Annotated in this window: 18 protein-coding genes; 12 read left to right on the top strand and 6 right to left on the bottom strand. The window is 44.2% G+C overall.

Annotated elements, in window-relative coordinates; translation table 11 throughout:
* Positions 1 to 176 precede the first annotated feature (176 nt).
* On the bottom strand, positions 177 to 1,880 hold the full coding sequence (locus IQR33_RS19425; RefSeq protein WP_104976080.1) for an FAD-dependent oxidoreductase: 1,704 nt from the start codon (positions 1,878 to 1,880) through the stop codon (positions 177 to 179).
* A gap of 151 nt (positions 1,881 to 2,031) precedes the next feature.
* On the opposite strand from IQR33_RS19425, the gene IQR33_RS19430 reads away from it, so the two are divergent.
* From IQR33_RS19430 to IQR33_RS19440, 3 genes are read left to right on the top strand one after another with little or no spacing between them, the layout of a single operon-like run.
* Positions 2,032 to 2,322 (top strand): ArsR/SmtB family transcription factor, encoded by a 291-nt coding sequence (locus IQR33_RS19430; RefSeq protein ID WP_005376206.1) that lies wholly within the window; start codon positions 2,032 to 2,034, stop codon positions 2,320 to 2,322.
* A 5-nt stretch (positions 2,323 to 2,327) separates the two neighbouring features.
* Positions 2,328 to 2,741: a YeeE/YedE family protein gene (locus tag IQR33_RS19435; RefSeq protein ID WP_372036149.1), complete on the top strand. Its 414-nt coding sequence runs from the start codon at positions 2,328 to 2,330 to the stop codon at positions 2,739 to 2,741.
* 14 nt (positions 2,742 to 2,755) lie between these two features.
* Positions 2,756 to 3,196: a YeeE/YedE family protein gene (locus tag IQR33_RS19440; protein WP_017820171.1), complete on the top strand. Its 441-nt coding sequence runs from the start codon at positions 2,756 to 2,758 to the stop codon at positions 3,194 to 3,196.
* 36 nt (positions 3,197 to 3,232) lie between these two features.
* On the opposite strand, the gene IQR33_RS19445 is transcribed toward IQR33_RS19440, so the two are convergent.
* Positions 3,233 to 4,096 (bottom strand): endonuclease/exonuclease/phosphatase family protein, encoded by an 864-nt coding sequence (locus tag IQR33_RS19445; protein WP_104976081.1) that lies wholly within the window; start codon positions 4,094 to 4,096, stop codon positions 3,233 to 3,235.
* A 309-nt stretch (positions 4,097 to 4,405) separates the two neighbouring features.
* Between IQR33_RS19445 and nrdD the strand changes: the two genes are divergently transcribed.
* Together nrdD and nrdG are read left to right on the top strand one after the other, a co-directional pair.
* Positions 4,406 to 6,526 carry an anaerobic ribonucleoside-triphosphate reductase gene (nrdD, locus tag IQR33_RS19450; RefSeq protein ID WP_005388026.1) on the top strand — a complete coding sequence of 707 codons (2,121 nt, stop codon included), beginning with the start codon at positions 4,406 to 4,408 and terminating at the stop codon, positions 6,524 to 6,526.
* A gap of 84 nt (positions 6,527 to 6,610) precedes the next feature.
* Positions 6,611 to 7,081 (top strand): anaerobic ribonucleoside-triphosphate reductase-activating protein, encoded by a 471-nt coding sequence (gene nrdG, locus IQR33_RS19455; RefSeq protein WP_017634628.1) that lies wholly within the window; start codon positions 6,611 to 6,613, stop codon positions 7,079 to 7,081.
* Between the two features lie 84 nt (positions 7,082 to 7,165).
* Here nrdG and IQR33_RS19460 read toward each other — a convergent pair whose 3' ends face one another.
* Positions 7,166 to 8,551, bottom strand: a complete 1,386-nt coding sequence (locus IQR33_RS19460) for an MATE family efflux transporter (protein WP_193837699.1) — start codon at positions 8,549 to 8,551, stop codon at positions 7,166 to 7,168.
* A gap of 120 nt (positions 8,552 to 8,671) precedes the next feature.
* Between IQR33_RS19460 and IQR33_RS19465 the strand changes: the two genes are divergently transcribed.
* From IQR33_RS19465 to IQR33_RS19475, 3 genes are all read left to right on the top strand, one after another.
* Positions 8,672 to 9,529, top strand: a complete 858-nt coding sequence (locus IQR33_RS19465; RefSeq protein ID WP_025767758.1) for an AraC family transcriptional regulator — start codon at positions 8,672 to 8,674, stop codon at positions 9,527 to 9,529.
* Positions 9,530 to 9,684: 155 nt separating this feature from the next.
* A complete protein-coding gene (locus IQR33_RS19470; RefSeq protein WP_047101084.1) occupies positions 9,685 to 10,872 on the top strand; it encodes an aromatic amino acid transaminase in 1,188 nt (395 codons plus the stop codon).
* 11 nt (positions 10,873 to 10,883) lie between these two features.
* Positions 10,884 to 11,567 (top strand): ATP-dependent zinc protease, encoded by a 684-nt coding sequence (locus IQR33_RS19475; protein ID WP_005388032.1) that lies wholly within the window; start codon positions 10,884 to 10,886, stop codon positions 11,565 to 11,567.
* 129 nt (positions 11,568 to 11,696) lie between these two features.
* Here the strand turns inward: IQR33_RS19475 and IQR33_RS19480 are convergent, their stop codons facing one another.
* The gene (locus IQR33_RS19480; RefSeq protein ID WP_017634623.1) at positions 11,697 to 12,233 is read right to left on the bottom strand and encodes a hypothetical protein; all 537 of its coding nucleotides are present in this window, start codon (positions 12,231 to 12,233) and stop codon (positions 11,697 to 11,699) included.
* Positions 12,234 to 12,387: 154 nt separating this feature from the next.
* Entirely contained in the window at positions 12,388 to 12,762 is a 375-nt protein-coding gene (locus tag IQR33_RS19485) for a YgiW/YdeI family stress tolerance OB fold protein (protein ID WP_005376220.1), read from the bottom strand.
* A 155-nt stretch (positions 12,763 to 12,917) separates the two neighbouring features.
* Between IQR33_RS19485 and IQR33_RS19490 the strand changes: the two genes are divergently transcribed.
* The 4 genes from IQR33_RS19490 (at position 12,918) to modC (ending at position 17,014) form a co-directional block, all read left to right on the top strand.
* Positions 12,918 to 14,369 carry a cobyric acid synthase gene (locus IQR33_RS19490; protein WP_193837698.1) on the top strand — a complete coding sequence of 484 codons (1,452 nt, stop codon included), beginning with the start codon at positions 12,918 to 12,920 and terminating at the stop codon, positions 14,367 to 14,369.
* 69 nt (positions 14,370 to 14,438) lie between these two features.
* Positions 14,439 to 15,194, top strand: a complete 756-nt coding sequence (gene modA, locus IQR33_RS19495; protein ID WP_047101088.1) for a molybdate ABC transporter substrate-binding protein — start codon at positions 14,439 to 14,441, stop codon at positions 15,192 to 15,194.
* A gap of 27 nt (positions 15,195 to 15,221) precedes the next feature.
* The gene (gene modB / locus IQR33_RS19500) at positions 15,222 to 15,911 is read left to right on the top strand and encodes a molybdate ABC transporter permease subunit (RefSeq protein ID WP_017634621.1); all 690 of its coding nucleotides are present in this window, start codon (positions 15,222 to 15,224) and stop codon (positions 15,909 to 15,911) included.
* Positions 15,908 to 17,014 carry a molybdenum ABC transporter ATP-binding protein ModC gene (gene modC, locus IQR33_RS19505; RefSeq protein WP_005388041.1) on the top strand — a complete coding sequence of 369 codons (1,107 nt, stop codon included), beginning with the start codon at positions 15,908 to 15,910 and terminating at the stop codon, positions 17,012 to 17,014. Before modB ends, modC begins: the two co-directional genes overlap by 4 nt.
* Positions 17,015 to 17,090: 76 nt before the next feature.
* Here the strand turns inward: modC and IQR33_RS19510 are convergent, their stop codons facing one another.
* Entirely contained in the window at positions 17,091 to 17,528 is a 438-nt protein-coding gene (locus tag IQR33_RS19510) for a DUF3069 domain-containing protein (protein WP_005376232.1), read from the bottom strand.
* Positions 17,529 to 17,698: the final 170 nt, after the last annotated feature.

Here is a 17,698-nt window from a genome sequence, read left to right on the forward strand (position 1 = left end):
CACTGAAATTGCCTTACTTGTAAACCAAAGTCACACCGAGGTTACACTACTTGATACCACTTCTATCCATGCTCAAGCAGCAGTCCGTTTGGCAATTGAAGGTAAATGATCTACGCTTTCTTTCCTGCAAAAAAAGAGAAAACCAAGCACGTGGTTTTCTCTTTTTTATTATCAAGTTATAAGCGAGCAAATTTGAGAGTTCTGTATCCACCAATCAAGTTGCGGGCTTTGTAACCATTGTTGACCAGCTGACGGTATGCTACGTTACCGCGTAACCCAACTTGACAGTAAATCACGATCTCTTTGTCTTTAGGAAGTTCGTGCATGCGACGACGTAGTTGATCGACAGGAATATTAATTGCACCTTCAAGATAACCAACGGACTCCAATTCACCAGGATTACGAACATCAAGTAACAGTTGGTCTTCTGTCAGTGAATCCATTTCATCATAATGAATCGCGGTCGCATCGCCTTTGATGATGTTATTTGCCACAAACGCCGCTTGGTTAATTACATCTTTAGCAGAGCCATAAGGTGGCGCGTAAGTGAGCTCGAGGTGTTGCAGTTGCTCTACCGTCATACCAGCACGCTGAGCAACTGCCATTACGTCGATACGTTTATCAACACCGTCTTTACCTACTGCTTGCGCACCTAATATTTTACCTGTTACTGGATCAAACAGCATTTTGAATGACACGGTTTCTGCACCTGGGTAGTAACTCGCGTGACTTGCTGTATGCACATACACTTTTTCATAAGCGATGTTTTCACGTTTCAGCTGTTTCTCGTTTTTACCAGTAGAAGCGACGGCTAAATCAAAAATCTTACAGATCGCCGTGCCTTGCGTACCTTGGTAAGTTTCTTGGCGGCCAAGCATGTTGTCTGCTGCCATTCGGCCTTGACGGTTTGCCGGGCCCGCAAGTGGCACTAGAGTTTGCTCGCCAGTCACAAAGTCTTTCTCTTCTACCGCGTCGCCGACAGCGTAGATCGAAGGATCGCTGGTTTGCATGTATTCATTGGTATAAATACCACCAAGAGCGCCGATTTCTAAGCCAGCTTCTTTCGCTAATTTGGTCTCGGGGCGAACACCAATTGCCATAATCAAAATATCGGTGGTGAGTCTTTCACCGTTGTTTAGTGTTAATTCCAATTCACCTTCTAGATGTTGGTGTTTTTCGCTCTCACCAGAGTCGAAACTTGCCACGTGCTCGTTAGGTACGAATTTCACCGACTCAAGTGCGACGCCAAGTTTAAGGTCGATGCCTTTCTCACGAATTTCAGCATGTGCGAAGCCAGCCATTTCACGGTCAACGGGCGTCATCACTTGATCCGCCATTTCAACTAATGTGGTTTTTATGCCTAGCTGGTGGAAGGCTTCCATCATTTCCAAACCGATAAAACCACCACCAACGACCGTAGCGTGTTCAACTTTGTTGGTTTCGATCGTTTTAATGATGCGATCCATATCTGGAATATTGCGCAGCGAGTGCGTTAACGGGTTATCAATACCCGGAATAGGCGGCACAACTGGACCTGCGCCAGGGCTGAGTAGAAGAAAGTCGTAGCTCTCTTGGTATTCCGAGCCATCAAGCAAATTCTTAACCGTAACCGTTTTGTCTTGACGGTTAATAGAAACCACTTCGTTCATCACACGGACATCAACATTGAAACGCGCTAAAAAGCTCTCAGGCGTTTGAAGAAGCAGTTTGCTGCGCTCTTGGATATCACCACCAATGTGATAGGGTAAGCCACAGTTTGCAAATGACACAAATGGACCGCGTTCAAACATAATGATTTCTGCATCTTCACTTAAACGACGAGCGCGAGCTGCTGCAGATGCACCTCCAGCAACCCCACCAATAATCACGATTTTGCTCATGGATTTCTCCTGCTGAATGATCGAAAACGCCTACACCTTACTTAAATAAATTAGCTGAGTCTAATGTTATTTAATCTACATTAGCATTGACTTAATAGTATTAATTAGTAATATCTAATGAAATGTAATGTAGTAATGAAGAGGCATAAGAATGGGCGACAGTATGCTACAAAGTGCGACCGAAGCGAGTGAGCTGCTTAAAATTATGGCTCATCCAGAGCGCCTAATCGTGATGTGTAAGCTGATTGAAGGCGAGAAAGGGGTCGGTGAACTGTTTGAAGGTTCATCATTAAGCCAATCTGCTTTTTCACAACATCTCACCGTATTGAGAAAGCACGACATCATTAAAGCTAGGAAGGTTTCTCAGCAGGTATTTTATTCAATTTCTGATGAAAGAGTTGGTCCGCTGGTTGAAGCGTTTAAGCAAGTTTTCTGTAAGTAATTAGTTTGGCGGTTGCTATGTTTGAAGTTCCTTGGATGTCGCTGTTGGGCGGCATAATAGTTGGCGTATCAGCGATAACACTGATGCTATTTACTGGCAAGACTGCTGGGATCAGTGGGATCTTAAACGGTGCCGTTGAGAGCGCAGACCGCGTTTGGCGAATTGTTTTTTTAATTGCGATGGTATTAGGTGGCTTGTTTGCTGTTTATGTTCTTGGCGGGCATGTACCAGATCAGTACAGCGGTTCTCTTATTTTAGTTATCGTTGCTGGCTTGTTAGTCGGTGTTGGTACGCGTATCGGCAATGGTTGTACTAGTGGCCATGGCATTTGTGGAATAGGGCGTTTCTCAATCCGTTCTGTGGTCGCGACGTGTACTTTTATGGCCACAGCCATGTTAACCGTCTTGCTAGTATCGTGAGGAATAGTGTCGTTATGAAAACTCACGTAATGAAAAGTATTAAGCAAATGTCCGTTGTTGCATTTTCTGGTGTGCTCTTTGGTATTGGTATGGTGGTCTCTGGTATGGCAGATCCGGCAAAAGTGATCGGCTTTCTTGATATTACCGGTTCATGGGACCCAAGCTTAGCCTTCGTTATGGGCGGAGCACTTGTTGTGTTCGTTCCTGCTTATCTTTTATTAATAAAGCCAAGAAGCGAATCTGTGTTTGGTGATGAGGTTGTCTGTCCGACTTCTAAAACGATAGACAAAAAGTTAGTCGGTGGTGCAGCACTGTTTGGTATTGGTTGGGGCTTACTGGGTGTGTGTCCTGGTCCTGCGGTTGCCAGCCTTTTTACTGGCAACACACAAGTTCTGCTCTTTATAGCGGCAATGTTGGTTGGGTCATTCACCGCTAAAAGAGTGGTTCGTCAATAAAGAAAGTACTTCAACGTTAAAAAGAGTACTTAAACGCTAAAAAGTGAGTGTCGTAGAAACCGGGCAATGGTCACTCAGTTTATAGTCGAGTACATCTTGTGTTTTGAAAACGGTTTGAACACCAGACGACGCCTTTAAATCACCACTCGCAATAATGTGGTCTATCACCGAGCGGAATTGGTGGGTTTTATTCGGATTACGATTAGAGCGCACTTTACATTCCGCTTTAGTGTCTTTAGTCACTAGCTTTGCACTAGTATTGTCCGATATCACGTCCCACAACCAATCTCCTTGATAACCCAAGTTGTGGTTAAAGTCGCCAAGCACGACATAATGTTGTTTGTTGTCCTCGCGCGCCTTTATCCACTTAGCTAGTGCCTGTCCTTGTTGTTTCACTATCTTACAATCGCGGTTATTACGATACGCGCCACTGCAACCCGCTTTCAGATGTACAGAGAGTAGGTGAGTCTCGTGTTCTTGGTTTGGATTTAAAACAAGGTAGCTCGCGAAGCGAAGCTTGCTGTTGCCTCGTGTGATAGAGAAGTCTGGCTTGTCTAATACGCTTACGCCATTGCGCACGGCAAAGCCTGTGTATTGGTTGGTGTCGTTAAACTGAAGGTGTCGGTTGGAGGCGTTTGAACGATCGGAAAGATAAATAGTGAAGTCATTGCCAACGGCTTTTTGGATGGCAGCAGCACTTTCGACTTCTTGAAAAGCAAAAATGTCGGCTTGTGTTTTATCCACATAGTGGGTCAGCTTTTCAAAATCTTGTGGTGTTCTCGACACTTTTCCACCATCTATAGATAACCATTCTATGTTCCAACTGGTTAGATTGATGGAGTTTTGAGCAAATGAAAGAGAACTAAAAAGTAATATTAACGTAACAAAAAGTGATCGCATTTTGGCCTGTTGCACTCCTATCTTTTAGCGTATTCCTTTCCATCCTTTATCCTACAAGACCTCCAAAAATAGCAAGTAGATTTAGTACCAATTTTGCAATTTTCATGGTTTTCTTCGCAACTGAGATCAACGCCAATAAGATCGATTTCTTCTTGTTCGCTAGCCAATCTTTATTGATCAAAATCAATGTTTTCGAGTGGTGCTTCTCGTTAAATACGCCACAATATATTGTGTTGCCAAAATAAAAAACAACCCCATATAGTGTGTTTGTGGATAACTCTGTGAGTATGCTCGGGTAAGGAGAACAAAGTGAAACCAATCGTAATCAAACGCGACGGATCAAGAGCTCCGTTCAACAGGGATCGTATCCAAGCAGCAGTTGAAGCAGCAGCGGAAAACAAAGATAAAGATGTCGCTATTTATGCTCTTAATGTGGCTCTTGCTGTCGAGTTACAGTTAAGAGAACACGATGAAGTTCACATCCATGAGATTCAAGACTTAGTCGAAAATGAACTCATGCAAGGTCCTTACAAAGCCCTAGCGCGTTCTTACATTGAATATCGCCACGATCGCGACATCGCTCGTGAGAAGCAAAGTGCACTAACTCGCGAAATCGAAGGTTTGATTGAAGAAAGTAATCTGGATCTAATCAACGAGAACGCGAACAAAGACGGCAAAGTAATTCCGACTCAACGTGACTTGTTGGCTGGTATCGTAGCGAAACACTACGCGAAGACGCACATTCTTCCTCGCGATGTGGTTCAAGCGCACGAAGTGGGTGACATTCACTACCACGATTTAGACTACGCACCGTTCTTCCCAATGTTTAACTGTATGCTTATCGATCTTAAAGGCATGCTGACGCATGGTTTTAAAATGGGTAACGCTGAGATTGATACGCCAAAATCAATTTCGACTGCAACAGCGGTAACAGCGCAAATCATTGCTCAAGTCGCGAGCCACATTTACGGCGGTACAACCATCAACCGTATTGATGAGGTTCTAGAACCGTACGTAATCACAAGCTACGAGAAACACCTAGAGATCGCAAAAGAGTGGAACATTGCTGAGCCAGAAGAGTTCGCAAAAGCACGCACTGAGAAAGAGTGTTACGACGCGTTCCAATCTCTAGAGTACGAGGTAAACACGCTACACACGGCGAACGGTCAAACACCATTCGTTACGTTTGGTTTTGGTCTTGGTACAAGCTGGGCATCACGCCTTATCCAGAAATCGATTCTGAAGAATCGTATTGCAGGTCTAGGCAAGAACCGTAAAACAGCGGTATTCCCTAAACTTGTATTCGGCATCAAAGATGGTTTGAACCACAAATCAGAAGATCCAAACTACGACATCAAGCAACTTGCGCTTGAGTGTGCGTCTAAGCGTATGTACCCAGACATTCTTAACTACGACAAAGTAGTGGAAGTAACCGGTTCATTCAAAACGCCAATGGGTTGCCGTAGCTTCCTTGGTACTTACGAAGAAAACGGTGAGCTGATTCACGAAGGTCGTAACAACCTTGGCGTCGTGAGCTTGAACCTTCCTCGTATCGCTATCCGTGCAAACGGAAGCGAAGAGAAATTCTACGAGCTTCTAAATGACCGCCTACGTCTTGCTCGTAAAGCACTAGAGACACGTATCTCTCGCCTTGAAAACGTGAAAGCACGTGTGGCCCCAATCCTATACATGGAAGGCGCATGTGGTGTTCGCTTGAAAGCAGACGACTCAATCGCAGATATCTTCAAGAACGGTCGTGCGTCTATTTCTCTTGGTTACATCGGTGTACACGAGACAATTAACGCGCTATTCGGTACAGAAGCGCACGTTTATGATGACGCTGTTTTGCGTGAAAAAGCGGTCGCGATCATCAAGCATCTAAAAGATGCTGTGAATCAATGGGCTGACGAAACAGGTTATGGCTTCAGCTTATATGCAACGCCAAGTGAAAACCTATGTAGCCGTTTCTGCCGCATCGATGCGAAAGAGTTCGGCGTAATTGAAGGCGTAACAGACAAAGGTTACTACACCAACAGCTTCCACCTAGATGTTGAGAAGAAGGTGAACCCATACGACAAGATCGACTTTGAGATGCCTTACCCAGAAATCTCAAGCGGCGGCTTTATCTGTTACGGCGAGTTCCCGAACATGCAACGTAACGTTGAAGCACTAGAAAACGTATGGGACTACAGTTACACCCGAGTGCCTTACTACGGTACAAACACGCCAATTGATGAGTGCTACGAGTGTGGCTACAACGGCGAGTTTGACTGTACAAGTAAAGGCTTCACTTGCCCAAGCTGTGGTAACCATGACTCAACTAAAGTATCAGTAACACGTCGAGTTTGTGGCTACCTAGGCAGCCCAGATGCACGCCCGTTTAACTTCGGTAAGCAAGAAGAAGTGAAGCGCCGAGTTAAACACCTGTAAGGTTTACTACCACTCGTTTTAACACTTTGAAAATCAACTTTAAACAGGTTGATTTTCTCTTTCGCGATAACACAGAGACGCATTATGAATTACCACCAATACTATCCAATTGACGTTGTTAACGGACCGGGTACGCGCTGCACGCTGTTTGTGTCGGGTTGTGTGCATCAGTGCCGTGGGTGTTATAACCAGTCGACGCAACGTTTGGATTCTGGTGTACTTTTCACGCAAGAAGCGGAAGACAAAATCATCGCTGACTTAAACGACACGCGTATCAAACGCCGTGGCTTGTCGTTGTCGGGTGGAGATCCGCTTCACCCTGCTAATGTGCCTCATATTTTGAAGATAGTGAAAAGGGTGAGAGAGGAGTGCCCAGGTAAAGACATTTGGGTTTGGACTGGCTACACGCTGACGGAACTGAATAACGCGCAAAGGGAAGTGGTGCAATACATCGATGTTTTGATTGATGGTAAGTTTGAACAAGACAAGAAAGACCTCAATCTCGAATGGCGTGGCAGTTCAAACCAAATCATTCATCGCTTTACGGACATCTAATCAAGCATTCTCCGCACATAAAAAGGGCTCACGCGTGCATAACGGGTGAGCCCTTTTGGTGTGAGTTCGTTAATGTCTTTTTGGTTACGCCGTCACCGATTGGTCATCTTCAACCATATTATTTATCCAACGTTTAGATTGAATACGGTAAGTCGTCAGTACGCCTTTCACTAACTCTTCCGCGAGCAGAGACATCAAGACAAAATGCAAAGGCAGCCCTAACACCATGCCTGTGTAATAAGTAAGGGGGATGCCAATAGCCCACTGACCGAACGTGTCGATGAAAATGCTATAGCGAATATCAGCGCCACTCTTTAGTACGCCGCCAATCCCAACCATGTTAAACACCCTCAAAATCATACCTAGCGCCATGACTAAACATACGTTAAGTGCCATGTCTGCATCGGTTAACGGGCTCAGTACCAATAGGTGATGAATCATGGGCGAGCTCAACCACACTAGGAAAAACAGCAAGGTGGCTAAGATTGCGCTGGTTAACACATACCACCACGCCGTTTTCTCGACTCGGTCATAATGTTTTGCACCAATATCATTCCCAAGAAGAACGGATGCAGCGACCGCAAATCCCATAAAGGTTGAAATCAGTACCCCTTCAATCGGTGATAAGAATGAGATGATCGCCAGTTCTGAAACGCCCAATTGACCATAGATGATGCTGTAAACGATCAATCCACCAGTCCAAAGCGCATCGTGGACCAACATGGGTAAAGAAACCTTAAAGTACTTTTTTCGATACTGTTTTAAGCGGCCTTGTACCCAATCGAACTTAGTCGGAATTAGGTAAGCATATCGTTTGTAGAAAAAATAAATCAAGACGGCGGTTTGGAAAAATCGAGAAACAAAACTACCTACGGCTGCACCAAATACGCCCCATTGAGGGAAACCAAATAAACCAAAAATCAAAACATAATTAAGCGCGACGTTAACGACAATGGCGGAGATACTAACGTTGGTTGCCAGTTTGGTTTGGCCCACGGAGCGCAATACCGCTTCAATCGGTACTACTATCGCCGTAGCAATGAGGCTAAAGCCCGTAACCACAAGATAATCACGTGCATAAGTGACGTATTCAGGATCGTCTGACATAAAAGAGACGATCTCTTCATCAAAAATCGCATAAAGAACGATAAACGGCAGCGTCACCAAAATGGAAATAAACCAAGATTGCGCCAACGTTCTGCGAATTCCGGCTAGGTTTCCTGAGCCGTAGTATTGCGAAGCAAGTACGGTAACTGCACCGCACAGGCCAAAGACAACCGCTAGGTTGAAGAAAAAGATACGATTTCCAACTCCAACTGCTGCCGTTGCAGATTCTCCGAGTAGGCTTACCATGAAAATATCCACGACGCCGAGCAAAGCAAAAAGCATGGACTGAAGTGAAACAGGTATGCCAATCGTAATCAGCTTTTGCCAAAATGCTTTATCGATGTATTCGCGTGTTAAGAGCATCGCATTTCTCCTTAAAGATTAATGCGAGTAGTTTATCCTCATGATTTGGCGGTGTATTTTTCAAAGGAATCCAAAACCTTTGTAAAACTCTCTACTAACGCACATGTGAGCCAATAAATCATGGAAGATAAACAAGAACGCTACGCGATTTCAGAAAAAACTTATCAAGAGTTTATTGATCACAGTCGAGTATTAGCACTTGAGGAGAGAGGCATTGTGCAGTGCGGCATTGCCACTTGTCGTGACTTCTTCTCTGTTTATCGTAAAAACCAAAAGAAACACATGCTGCTCTATACGGTGCGTGGTAAAGGGTGGCTAGAGAGTGGGACTTATCGATACGATTTGGAACCGGGCTCGTTGATTACAGTACCCGCAGGTGTTGAAAACGGTTTTGGTATAGAAGAAGAACCTTGGCAGATCGCGTGGCTTTTTCTTGCTCCTGATAGAGAGTGGCCGATATTAGAATGCGATGTTCGCTACCAGCTTTCATCTACACCTGAAGTGATGTATGCATGTATCCAAACGTTACTACGCAGCATTAACCTTCCAATCGATTATGGTGGTGCGGTAGGTGAGCATAGTGTGGCTCAGTTAGAGCTGATGTTAAACATGCCGCCCTCAGAGTCGATATCACGCAGCCAATTGAGGCTTCGGCGTGTATTTGACCTTGTCCAACGTCAGCTCCATAAGGATTGGAGCGTTGAGCAGGTGGCGGCTCTATATCCATGTTCGGAGCCTCATTTGCATCGACTGACTCAAAAGCAGTTTGGTCGAAGCCCAATGGCACATTTAACGCGTATGCGCATGGAATATGCTGCTAGGTTACTTCGTTCAACAGAATGGCCAATTCAGCATATTGGAGAAATAGTCGGATATCCGACCAGCGCTAACTTTAGTACACGTTTTAAAGCGTGGTCGACCATGACACCAAGAGAGTTTAGAAAAAACGGTAGAGTGGATTGGTACAACGAGGAGTGAATCGTTCTTTTTCTGAACGATAGAGCGCACAAAACTCACCGCAATCCAGAATTTTGTTCTCTAATTGATGAAATAAGTGAAAAATCATTTCGTCATTTTTTGCGATGGTGTTAACGTGAGGTTCGGTACTTGAATTTCAAAGGGTTATGACTTTCATGTTTTCTAATCTCCCAACTCCCGTATTAGATCCTATTTTATCTCTATCCGTTGCATACCGTAACGATGAACGTCCAAACAAGGTTGACCTTGGCATTGGCGTATACAAAAACAGCGCAGGCGAAACGCCGATTATGAAAGCCATTCAAATGGCGCAGGATGTCGTTGTTGAAACTCAAAAAACCAAGTCTTATGTTGGTCTTGCAGGTTGCGAAGAATTTAATAAAAGCATGATCGATTTGCTACTGACGGGAACGTCTGCAATGGATCGTGTTGCAGCTATTCAAACGCCAGGTGCAAGTGGTGCGCTGCGTATGCTCGGTGATCTAATGAAGATCGCACAGCCAGATACGACGGTTTGGATTTCCAACCCAAGCTACGTAAACCACAAGCCAGTGATGGAAGCAGCAGGCCTTAAAGTTAAGTTCTACCACTATTTCTCTTCGGAAACGAAACAAGTAGACACCGAAAAAATGATGGATGATCTTGCGAAAGCTGGGCCTTCAGATGTGGTACTTCTTCATGGTTGTTGCCACAACCCAACTGGTGCGGATATTGACTTCTCTGCTTGGCAAGCCATTACAGAATTGTCGCAGAAGAACGGTTTCATCCCATTTGTGGACATTGCTTACCAAGGCTTCGGTGATGGCCTAGAAGAAGACGCAAAAGGCCTTCGTTTTATGGCAGATAACGTTGAAGAGATGTTGATTACTACTTCATGTTCGAAGAACTTTGGTCTGTACCGTGAACGAACTGGTGCAGCGATTGTGGTTGGTAAGAACATGCATGATGTAACCAATGCAAAAGGTAAACTCCTCACTCTAGCTCGCTCGACTTACACGATGCCACCCGACCATGGTGCAGCTTTAGTTAAGACCATTCTGCAAGATGACAATCTCACTTCCGTTTGGAAGCAAGAATTGAGTGAAATGCAACATCGTTTGGTTAGCCTTCGTCAAAGTTTGTGTAACGAGTTGAGAAACAACCATAATACAGATCAATTTGATTTCATTGAGGGTCACAAAGGCATGTTTACTGTGCTAGGCTTTAGTGGAAACCAAATGGCGCAACTGCGTGAAGATTATGGCATTTATGGTGTTGGCGATGGTCGAATTAACATTGCCGGACTTACCGAAACTCATATTCCATACGTAGCGGACGCAATTAAGAAAGTATCTCAAGCTTAATTGGAGTGTGGATGAAAAACTGGAAACTGATTCTGCCGCTTATGATGAGCGGCAGTTTAATTGCTTGTACGTCAACTCAAACGACGCAGGAACCTGTTGAGCCAGAGTCGCCAAAGGTCGAAGAGCCCGTTAAAGTCGAGCCAGAAGTGAAACCTGATGTAGATCCAAAGCCAGAGGTGGAGCCCAAACCAGAAGCGAAACCTGAGAAAAAGCCGGAACCAAAGCCTAAGAAGCCAGTCAAGGTCACAAAAACACCCGATGGCATGTTAATTCTTGGTTCTGAAGAATGGGTTTATGTTCCTGAAATTGACCAGACTTTCAAGGCTAGAGTCGATACAGGTGCGACAACATCATCAATTAGTGCGACTGACATTGTTCCGTTTGAGCGTGATGGTAAAGACTGGGTTAAATTTAAGATAGATTTAGGTGACAAAGACACCAAAGAATTTAAAGTACCCGTTGAGCGCTGGGCTAAAGTTAAGCAGTCTTCGTCAGAAGAGGTGGATAAACGAGCGGTGGTAAAAGCCTACATTACCGTTGGGGATCACAAAGAAAAGACAGAGTTTACGTTAGCGGATCGCGGACATATGACGTTTCCAATTTTGCTTGGTCGAAGCTTTTTTAGAGATATCGCCGTTGTAGATGTATCGAAAAAATATGTGCAAGATAAACCTAAAAAAACCGCTAAAAACTGATGTATTACAGCTAGTTTCTGCTACAAGCTAATGATTCGTGATTAACAAAAAATGGCCTCCAAAATTGGAGGCCATTTTTATTGAATCATATGCTTGCTTGTGATGCCCTGGTAGTCATAGTCATGTCCACTAAAATGCAAAACGAGCAGACATTACAATTTGCTGGCCATAGACACCATTATTTTTGAAATCTGCACCAAGCGATAGTTGCTGAGTTGAGTGGAATCGTGCGCCCAGATTGTAAATGGTGTTCGAATCGTCATTATCTATGATTTGGCCGATACGGCCATGTAGCTCAACATTTTGCATAAACCAAATACGAGTGCCAATATTCACTTCCGTGCGCCACTCGTCGCCCACTTTATCACTGCCGTTCTCTTTAATGTTGTGTACCAACATTTGGCCATAAATATCTGCAAATTGGCCTGCTGGCCCATTAAAGCCTATACCACCAGCAATGTCCCAGTCTCCGCTGAATTCACTGTCTGCGCGAGCAATGAAATGGGTATTCTCTGTAAAGTAGGTATTGAACTCGCCACCAAATGTACCAGGGCTAGTGCCCATGCGAAATTCCATCGTGTTGTAGTTGAAATTATTTGCGTGTGCGGAAAGTGGCAAAATAGCACACAAACCAAAGGCTGCAACCTTTAGAGCTTTACCTAGCATGGTGTCTCCGGGCAAGATGATTAAAATGAACAAAAAAATGGTCTGCAAAAAGCAGACCAAGATTGATAAAGCTATCATTTTAAGTGCTTGCCGTCACTATTTAGCTGTAATCGTCACTACATCATGTTGATATGCACAGCAATCGGGGTTTGTTTTACATGACCACGAGTTGTTCGACTTCAATCTCTGGTTTGTTCCCGCCTTCAAATTCGCCAAACAGACGGACTTTAGTCGTGTGATCAATCGGAGTATTTAGCTGAATATCGTCATCGAGTTCGACCATCACTTCACCGGAACCATCGCTAAAGACAAACTTATCCGCGCGAACTTGACGCAATAAGTTACCTTCAACGACCACATCTTTTTCAGTAAACATATTGGAGTCGTTTAGCAAGGCATCCAATTTTTCCACAGTGACAGGACCGTTAAACTGCAAGTTTGATTGGTTTTGAGCGTTATCTTTCGCGAACGCGATAGAAGGAGCAATAGCTAAGGCGGCGATTGTTGCGATAATTGTATTCTTTTTCATGTTACATCCTCATCGGTTTGTTTTGATGGGGTCATTAAAACAGGGCTTGTTTGAACCAATGATGATTTCAACATTCATATTCTATTCATTTGCTTGAGTAAGTGGGGACGATGACGTTATGATTGTTCATCTTCCTCTATTCCTTACAAACATTCATGAAATCAGCGATCCCATCTTTAATGGTTCAAGGCACCACTTCGGATGCCGGAAAAAGTGTCCTTGTGGCAGGTTTATGCCGTGTATTAGCACGAAAAGGGATAAATGTTGCCCCATTTAAGCCACAAAACATGGCACTAAATAGTGCGGTAACCAAAGATGGCGGTGAAATAGGTCGAGCACAGGCCGTTCAGGCACAGGCGTGTAATATTGAGCCAACTGTACATATGAATCCGGTTTTAATTAAACCTAACAGTGATACAGGTGCTCAGATCATTTTGCAGGGTAAGGCGATTTCCAATATGGATGCGGCTGGCTTTCATGATTACAAGAAAGTGGCGATGGACACGGTGTTAGATTCCTTCTCTCGTCTGACTCAAGAATTTGATTCGATCATTATCGAGGGCGCGGGGAGTCCTGCTGAAATCAATTTACGAGAAGGCGATATTGCAAACATGGGTTTTGCTGAGGCCGCTGATGTACCAGTGATCATTGTTGCTGATATTGATCGTGGTGGAGTGTTTGCACATTTGTACGGAACACTTGCGTTACTTTCTGAATCTGAACAAGCGCGAGTAAAAGGATTTGTTATCAACCGTTTTCGAGGTGATATTCGTTTATTGCAATCGGGCCTCGATTGGCTAGAAGAAAAAACAGGTAAACCTGTACTTGGTGTACTTCCTTTTCTTCATGGTTTGAATTTAGAAGCAGAAGACGCGATCACTGCGCAGCAAGAGTTGCACTCTGAGGTAAAACTGAATGTTGTTGTGCCTGTTTTAACCCGGATTAGTAATCATACTGATTTTGATGTGCTGCGATTGAATCCAGATATCAATCTACGTTATGTAGGTAAAGGCGAAAAAATAGATAAAGCCGACCTTGTTATTTTGCCTGGGACCAAATCAGTGAGAGACGACTTAGAGTATCTAAGAAGCCAAGGGTGGGATAAAGATATCTTGCGTCATATTCGTCTTGGTGGAAAAGTGATTGGTATCTGTGGTGGCTACCAGATGCTTGGAAACTTGATTGATGATCCAAACGGCGTCGAAGGCCAACCAGGTCAAAGCGAAGGACTTGGCTTGCTTGATATCACTACGACGCTAACTAACAGCAAACAGCTTACAAACACACAAGCACAGCTTTCTCTTAACGGCAAAACAGCCAATGTAAAGGGTTATGAAATCCATGTAGGGCGAAGTGAAGTACGGGGCCTGCAACCTCTTACATTCAGTTCCGGTGAAGCGGAAGGGGCGATCAGCGAGTGTGGCCAAATCATGGGAACCTACCTTCACGGGTTCTTTGACGAGGCAGATGTCTTAAGCCTGGTATCAGAATGGGTAAACGGCACCCAAATCAAACAACAAGACTTTGAAGAGTTAAAGGAGCAAGGCATTAATCGCATCGCAGATGCGATAGAACAACATATGCGCCTTGATTTTTTGTTTAAATAGCACATTAACTGATTGAACTTTATATTCAAATAACCTGTTCTTTCGCTTGCCTTGTATTGGAGTATCTCTATGAAAGCATGGAAACAGCATGCTTGCCTTGCGGCAGTATTAAGCATTTCATTTTCAGCAAACGCAGCAACGAACCTAAAAGTGTATGCAGCCTCTTCTATGACGAATGCGATTAACGAGATCGCGCAAAACTTTGAAGAAAAGTATGACGTTTCTATCACTCCCGTTTATGGTGGTTCTTCTTCTATCGCTCGACAAATTATCAATGGCGCACCAGCGGATGTATTCATTTCTGCGAACACGAAATGGATGGATTATTTGGTCGATAAAGACGTCATTTATCGTGACAATGTCATAAATCTAGTGCGCAATAGCTTAGTGTTGATTGCTCCCCAGTCTTCAGAATTAACCTCATTTAACTTTTCTGATGCAAAGGCATGGGAGAGGGCATTGCATGGAAATCGTCTTGCTTTAGGCAATCCGACGTCAGTACCTGCTGGTATGTACGCGAAAGAGTCATTGACTACACTGGGTGTATGGAAAGCGGTTCAAACTCACGTCGCACCAGCAAAGAATGTGCGCTTAGCTTTGGCGTTGGTTGAACGTGGAGAAGCGCCTTTAGGTGTGGTCTACAAAACCGATGCTCAGTTAACTGATAAAGTCAAAATTGTCGGCGAATTTGCGAGTGATACGCATGCGGCTATTGTTTACCCGGCTGCAATTGTGAATGATTCTACTGAGTCGGAGCAGTTCTTCCAGTACCTAAAATCGGACGAAGCCGCACGCGTTTTTGCTCAATATGGCTTTCAGCAATAAACCGGCCTTCAATTATAGGAACGAAGCGTGACAGAACTGGAATACCAAGCCTTAATGTTAAGCCTCAAAGTAGGCGCGTACGCAGTACTTTGGCTGATTCCTCTCGGCGTTTTTCTTGCTTGGCTACTTTCTCGAAAAACGTTCTTTGGTAAATCGATTCTCGATAGCTTAATTCATTTACCACTGGTATTGCCGCCAGTGGTAATCGGCTATTTGTTGTTGATTTCTTTAGGACGACAAGGGTTCCTTGGAAAGTGGCTCTATGAAAACTTAGGGGTAGTCTTTAGCTTTAATTGGAAAGGGGCAGTAGTCGCTTGTCTTGTCGTGGCTTTGCCTTTGATGGTTCGTTCAGTACGCTTAAGCTTAGATAGCGTCGACCCTAAATTGGAGCACGCAGCCTCTACGTTAGGCGCTTCTCCTTTAAAAGTGTTTCTCACCGTCACGTTACCACTGACCATTCCCGGAATTATTACGGGCACGATGCTGTCATTTGCTCGTAGTCTTGGCGAATTCGGGGCGACGATCAGTTTCGTCTCTAACATTCCGGGTGAGACCCAAACGATTCCGCTGGCAATGTACAACTTTATTGAAACGCCAGGTGCAGAAATGCAGGCGGCTCGTCTGTGTATCATTTCTATCGCGTTAGCCTTGTCTACATTAATGATCTCTGAATGGCTAAATCGTAAAGCGGCAAGCAGATTGGGTGCGAAGCAATGACGATTAAAGTCCAATTTAAACAAATGCTTGGTGAGACTGACTTCGACATCAAACTTAAGTTACCTTGTAACGGAATTAGTGCCTTGTTTGGACGATCTGGTGCAGGTAAAACGACGTTGATTAACATCATCAGCGGATTGGTCACTCCAAGGCAAGGGTATGTTGCGGTTGGTGAGCATGTTTTGTTTGACAGTGAACAGGGAATCAACCTACCAACGCACAAGCGTGGTATTGGTTATGTGTTTCAGGATTCACGTTTGTTTCCTCACTATTCGGTTCAAGGCAATTTGTTATATGGCGTTAAAGAAAAAGATGACGAGTATTTTGATGCAGTCACCGAACTCTTGTCTATCAAACCGTTACTAAAGCGCTTTCCGGTATCACTTTCTGGTGGTGAAAAGCAACGTGTTGCGATTGCGCGCGCATTGCTATCTAAGCCCAATTTGCTTTTGATGGATGAGCCACTTGCCTCACTCGATATGCCAAGAAAGCGTGAGGTAATGCCTTTTCTCGAGGAGTTGTCGGAGAAGGTAAATATCCCTATTATCTATGTCACACACAGTCTCCAGGAAATTTTAAGGCTTGCTCAGCACCTTGCAATTATTGACCAAGGTAAAATTTCGAGTTCAGGTAAACTTGAGGAAGTGTGGGCTTCTCATGCTATGCGTCCATGGCAATCTTTCTCAGATCAAAGCAGCTTATTTGAAGGCCGGATTGCTGAACATCATGAACGTTATGCACTGACTTGTATCAGCCTTGCACCTAATGTATTCCTGTGGGTGCAAAAGATTGACGGAACACCAGACACGCCAATACGCTTGCAAGTGCGTGCCAACGACGTTTCTATCACGCTCGAGCAACCCAAGGCGACGTCGATTCGAAATATTTTGCCTGCTATTGTCGATTCCATTGAGGCGTTTAACGCAGCCGATGACAAGCAGAGTATTAATGTATCACTCAAGCTAGACGAGAAATGTTATTTGTGGGCAACGATCACACCGTGGGCCCTTGATGATCTCAACCTAAAAGTTGGTAGCCGTGTTTTTGCACAAATTAAAGGTGTCAGTGTGACACAAAAAGATATGGCACTAGCGCCTCATTAACCGTTTAGACTGATTTACGCTTCATGATCAAAAAAGGCCGCAAAGTGCGGCCTTTGTTACTAGAAGAATGTCGGAATTACTTCGCGAATACTTCTTTGAATTCACGCTTAAGAAGTGGGTCACGACGTGCTTTCTTAAGTTGCTTAACCATGTCTTTCACACAGTTGTGAAGCACATTATCAAGTAGTTGAGCACGGTATTCTTCTTTATCTTCATCTGTCATGTTTTCTGGCAGATTAAGAGTCGGAAACTCTTCCATCACATTAATACCAGCGAATGCTTGGCCTACAGAAACTAGAGCATGAAACTGTTCAAAGTTGTCTAGAATGTTCTGTGCACTTGCTGGCATTTCGTCCCATGATTCACGTACCGCTTCTTCAGACACTTCATGGATAGAGGTAACCATTTCGAACATTTGCTCTGGAACTTCGTCAAATTCGATAACTTTACGTAGCTCTGGAGAAATGCTGGCTAGATCGATTTTTTTACTTTCGCTGTTAGTTGCTTCTGACATGGTGTGTCTCTCATTACAAAAAGGCGGGAATATTAATACCAAATGCATCAAATAGCTATACCCATTAATCCACAAGATGACCAAAGTGAATGAGTTTGTTGAACTTCTGCTCACAGGCCATGATTAGATAGGGTAACGTCCAGTCTAACTGCTTTATGCAATGGATTCCG

Source organism: Vibrio sp. OPT46 (genome assembly GCF_015163535.1).
GTDB classification, from domain to species: domain Bacteria; phylum Pseudomonadota; class Gammaproteobacteria; order Enterobacterales; family Vibrionaceae; genus Vibrio; species Vibrio alginolyticus.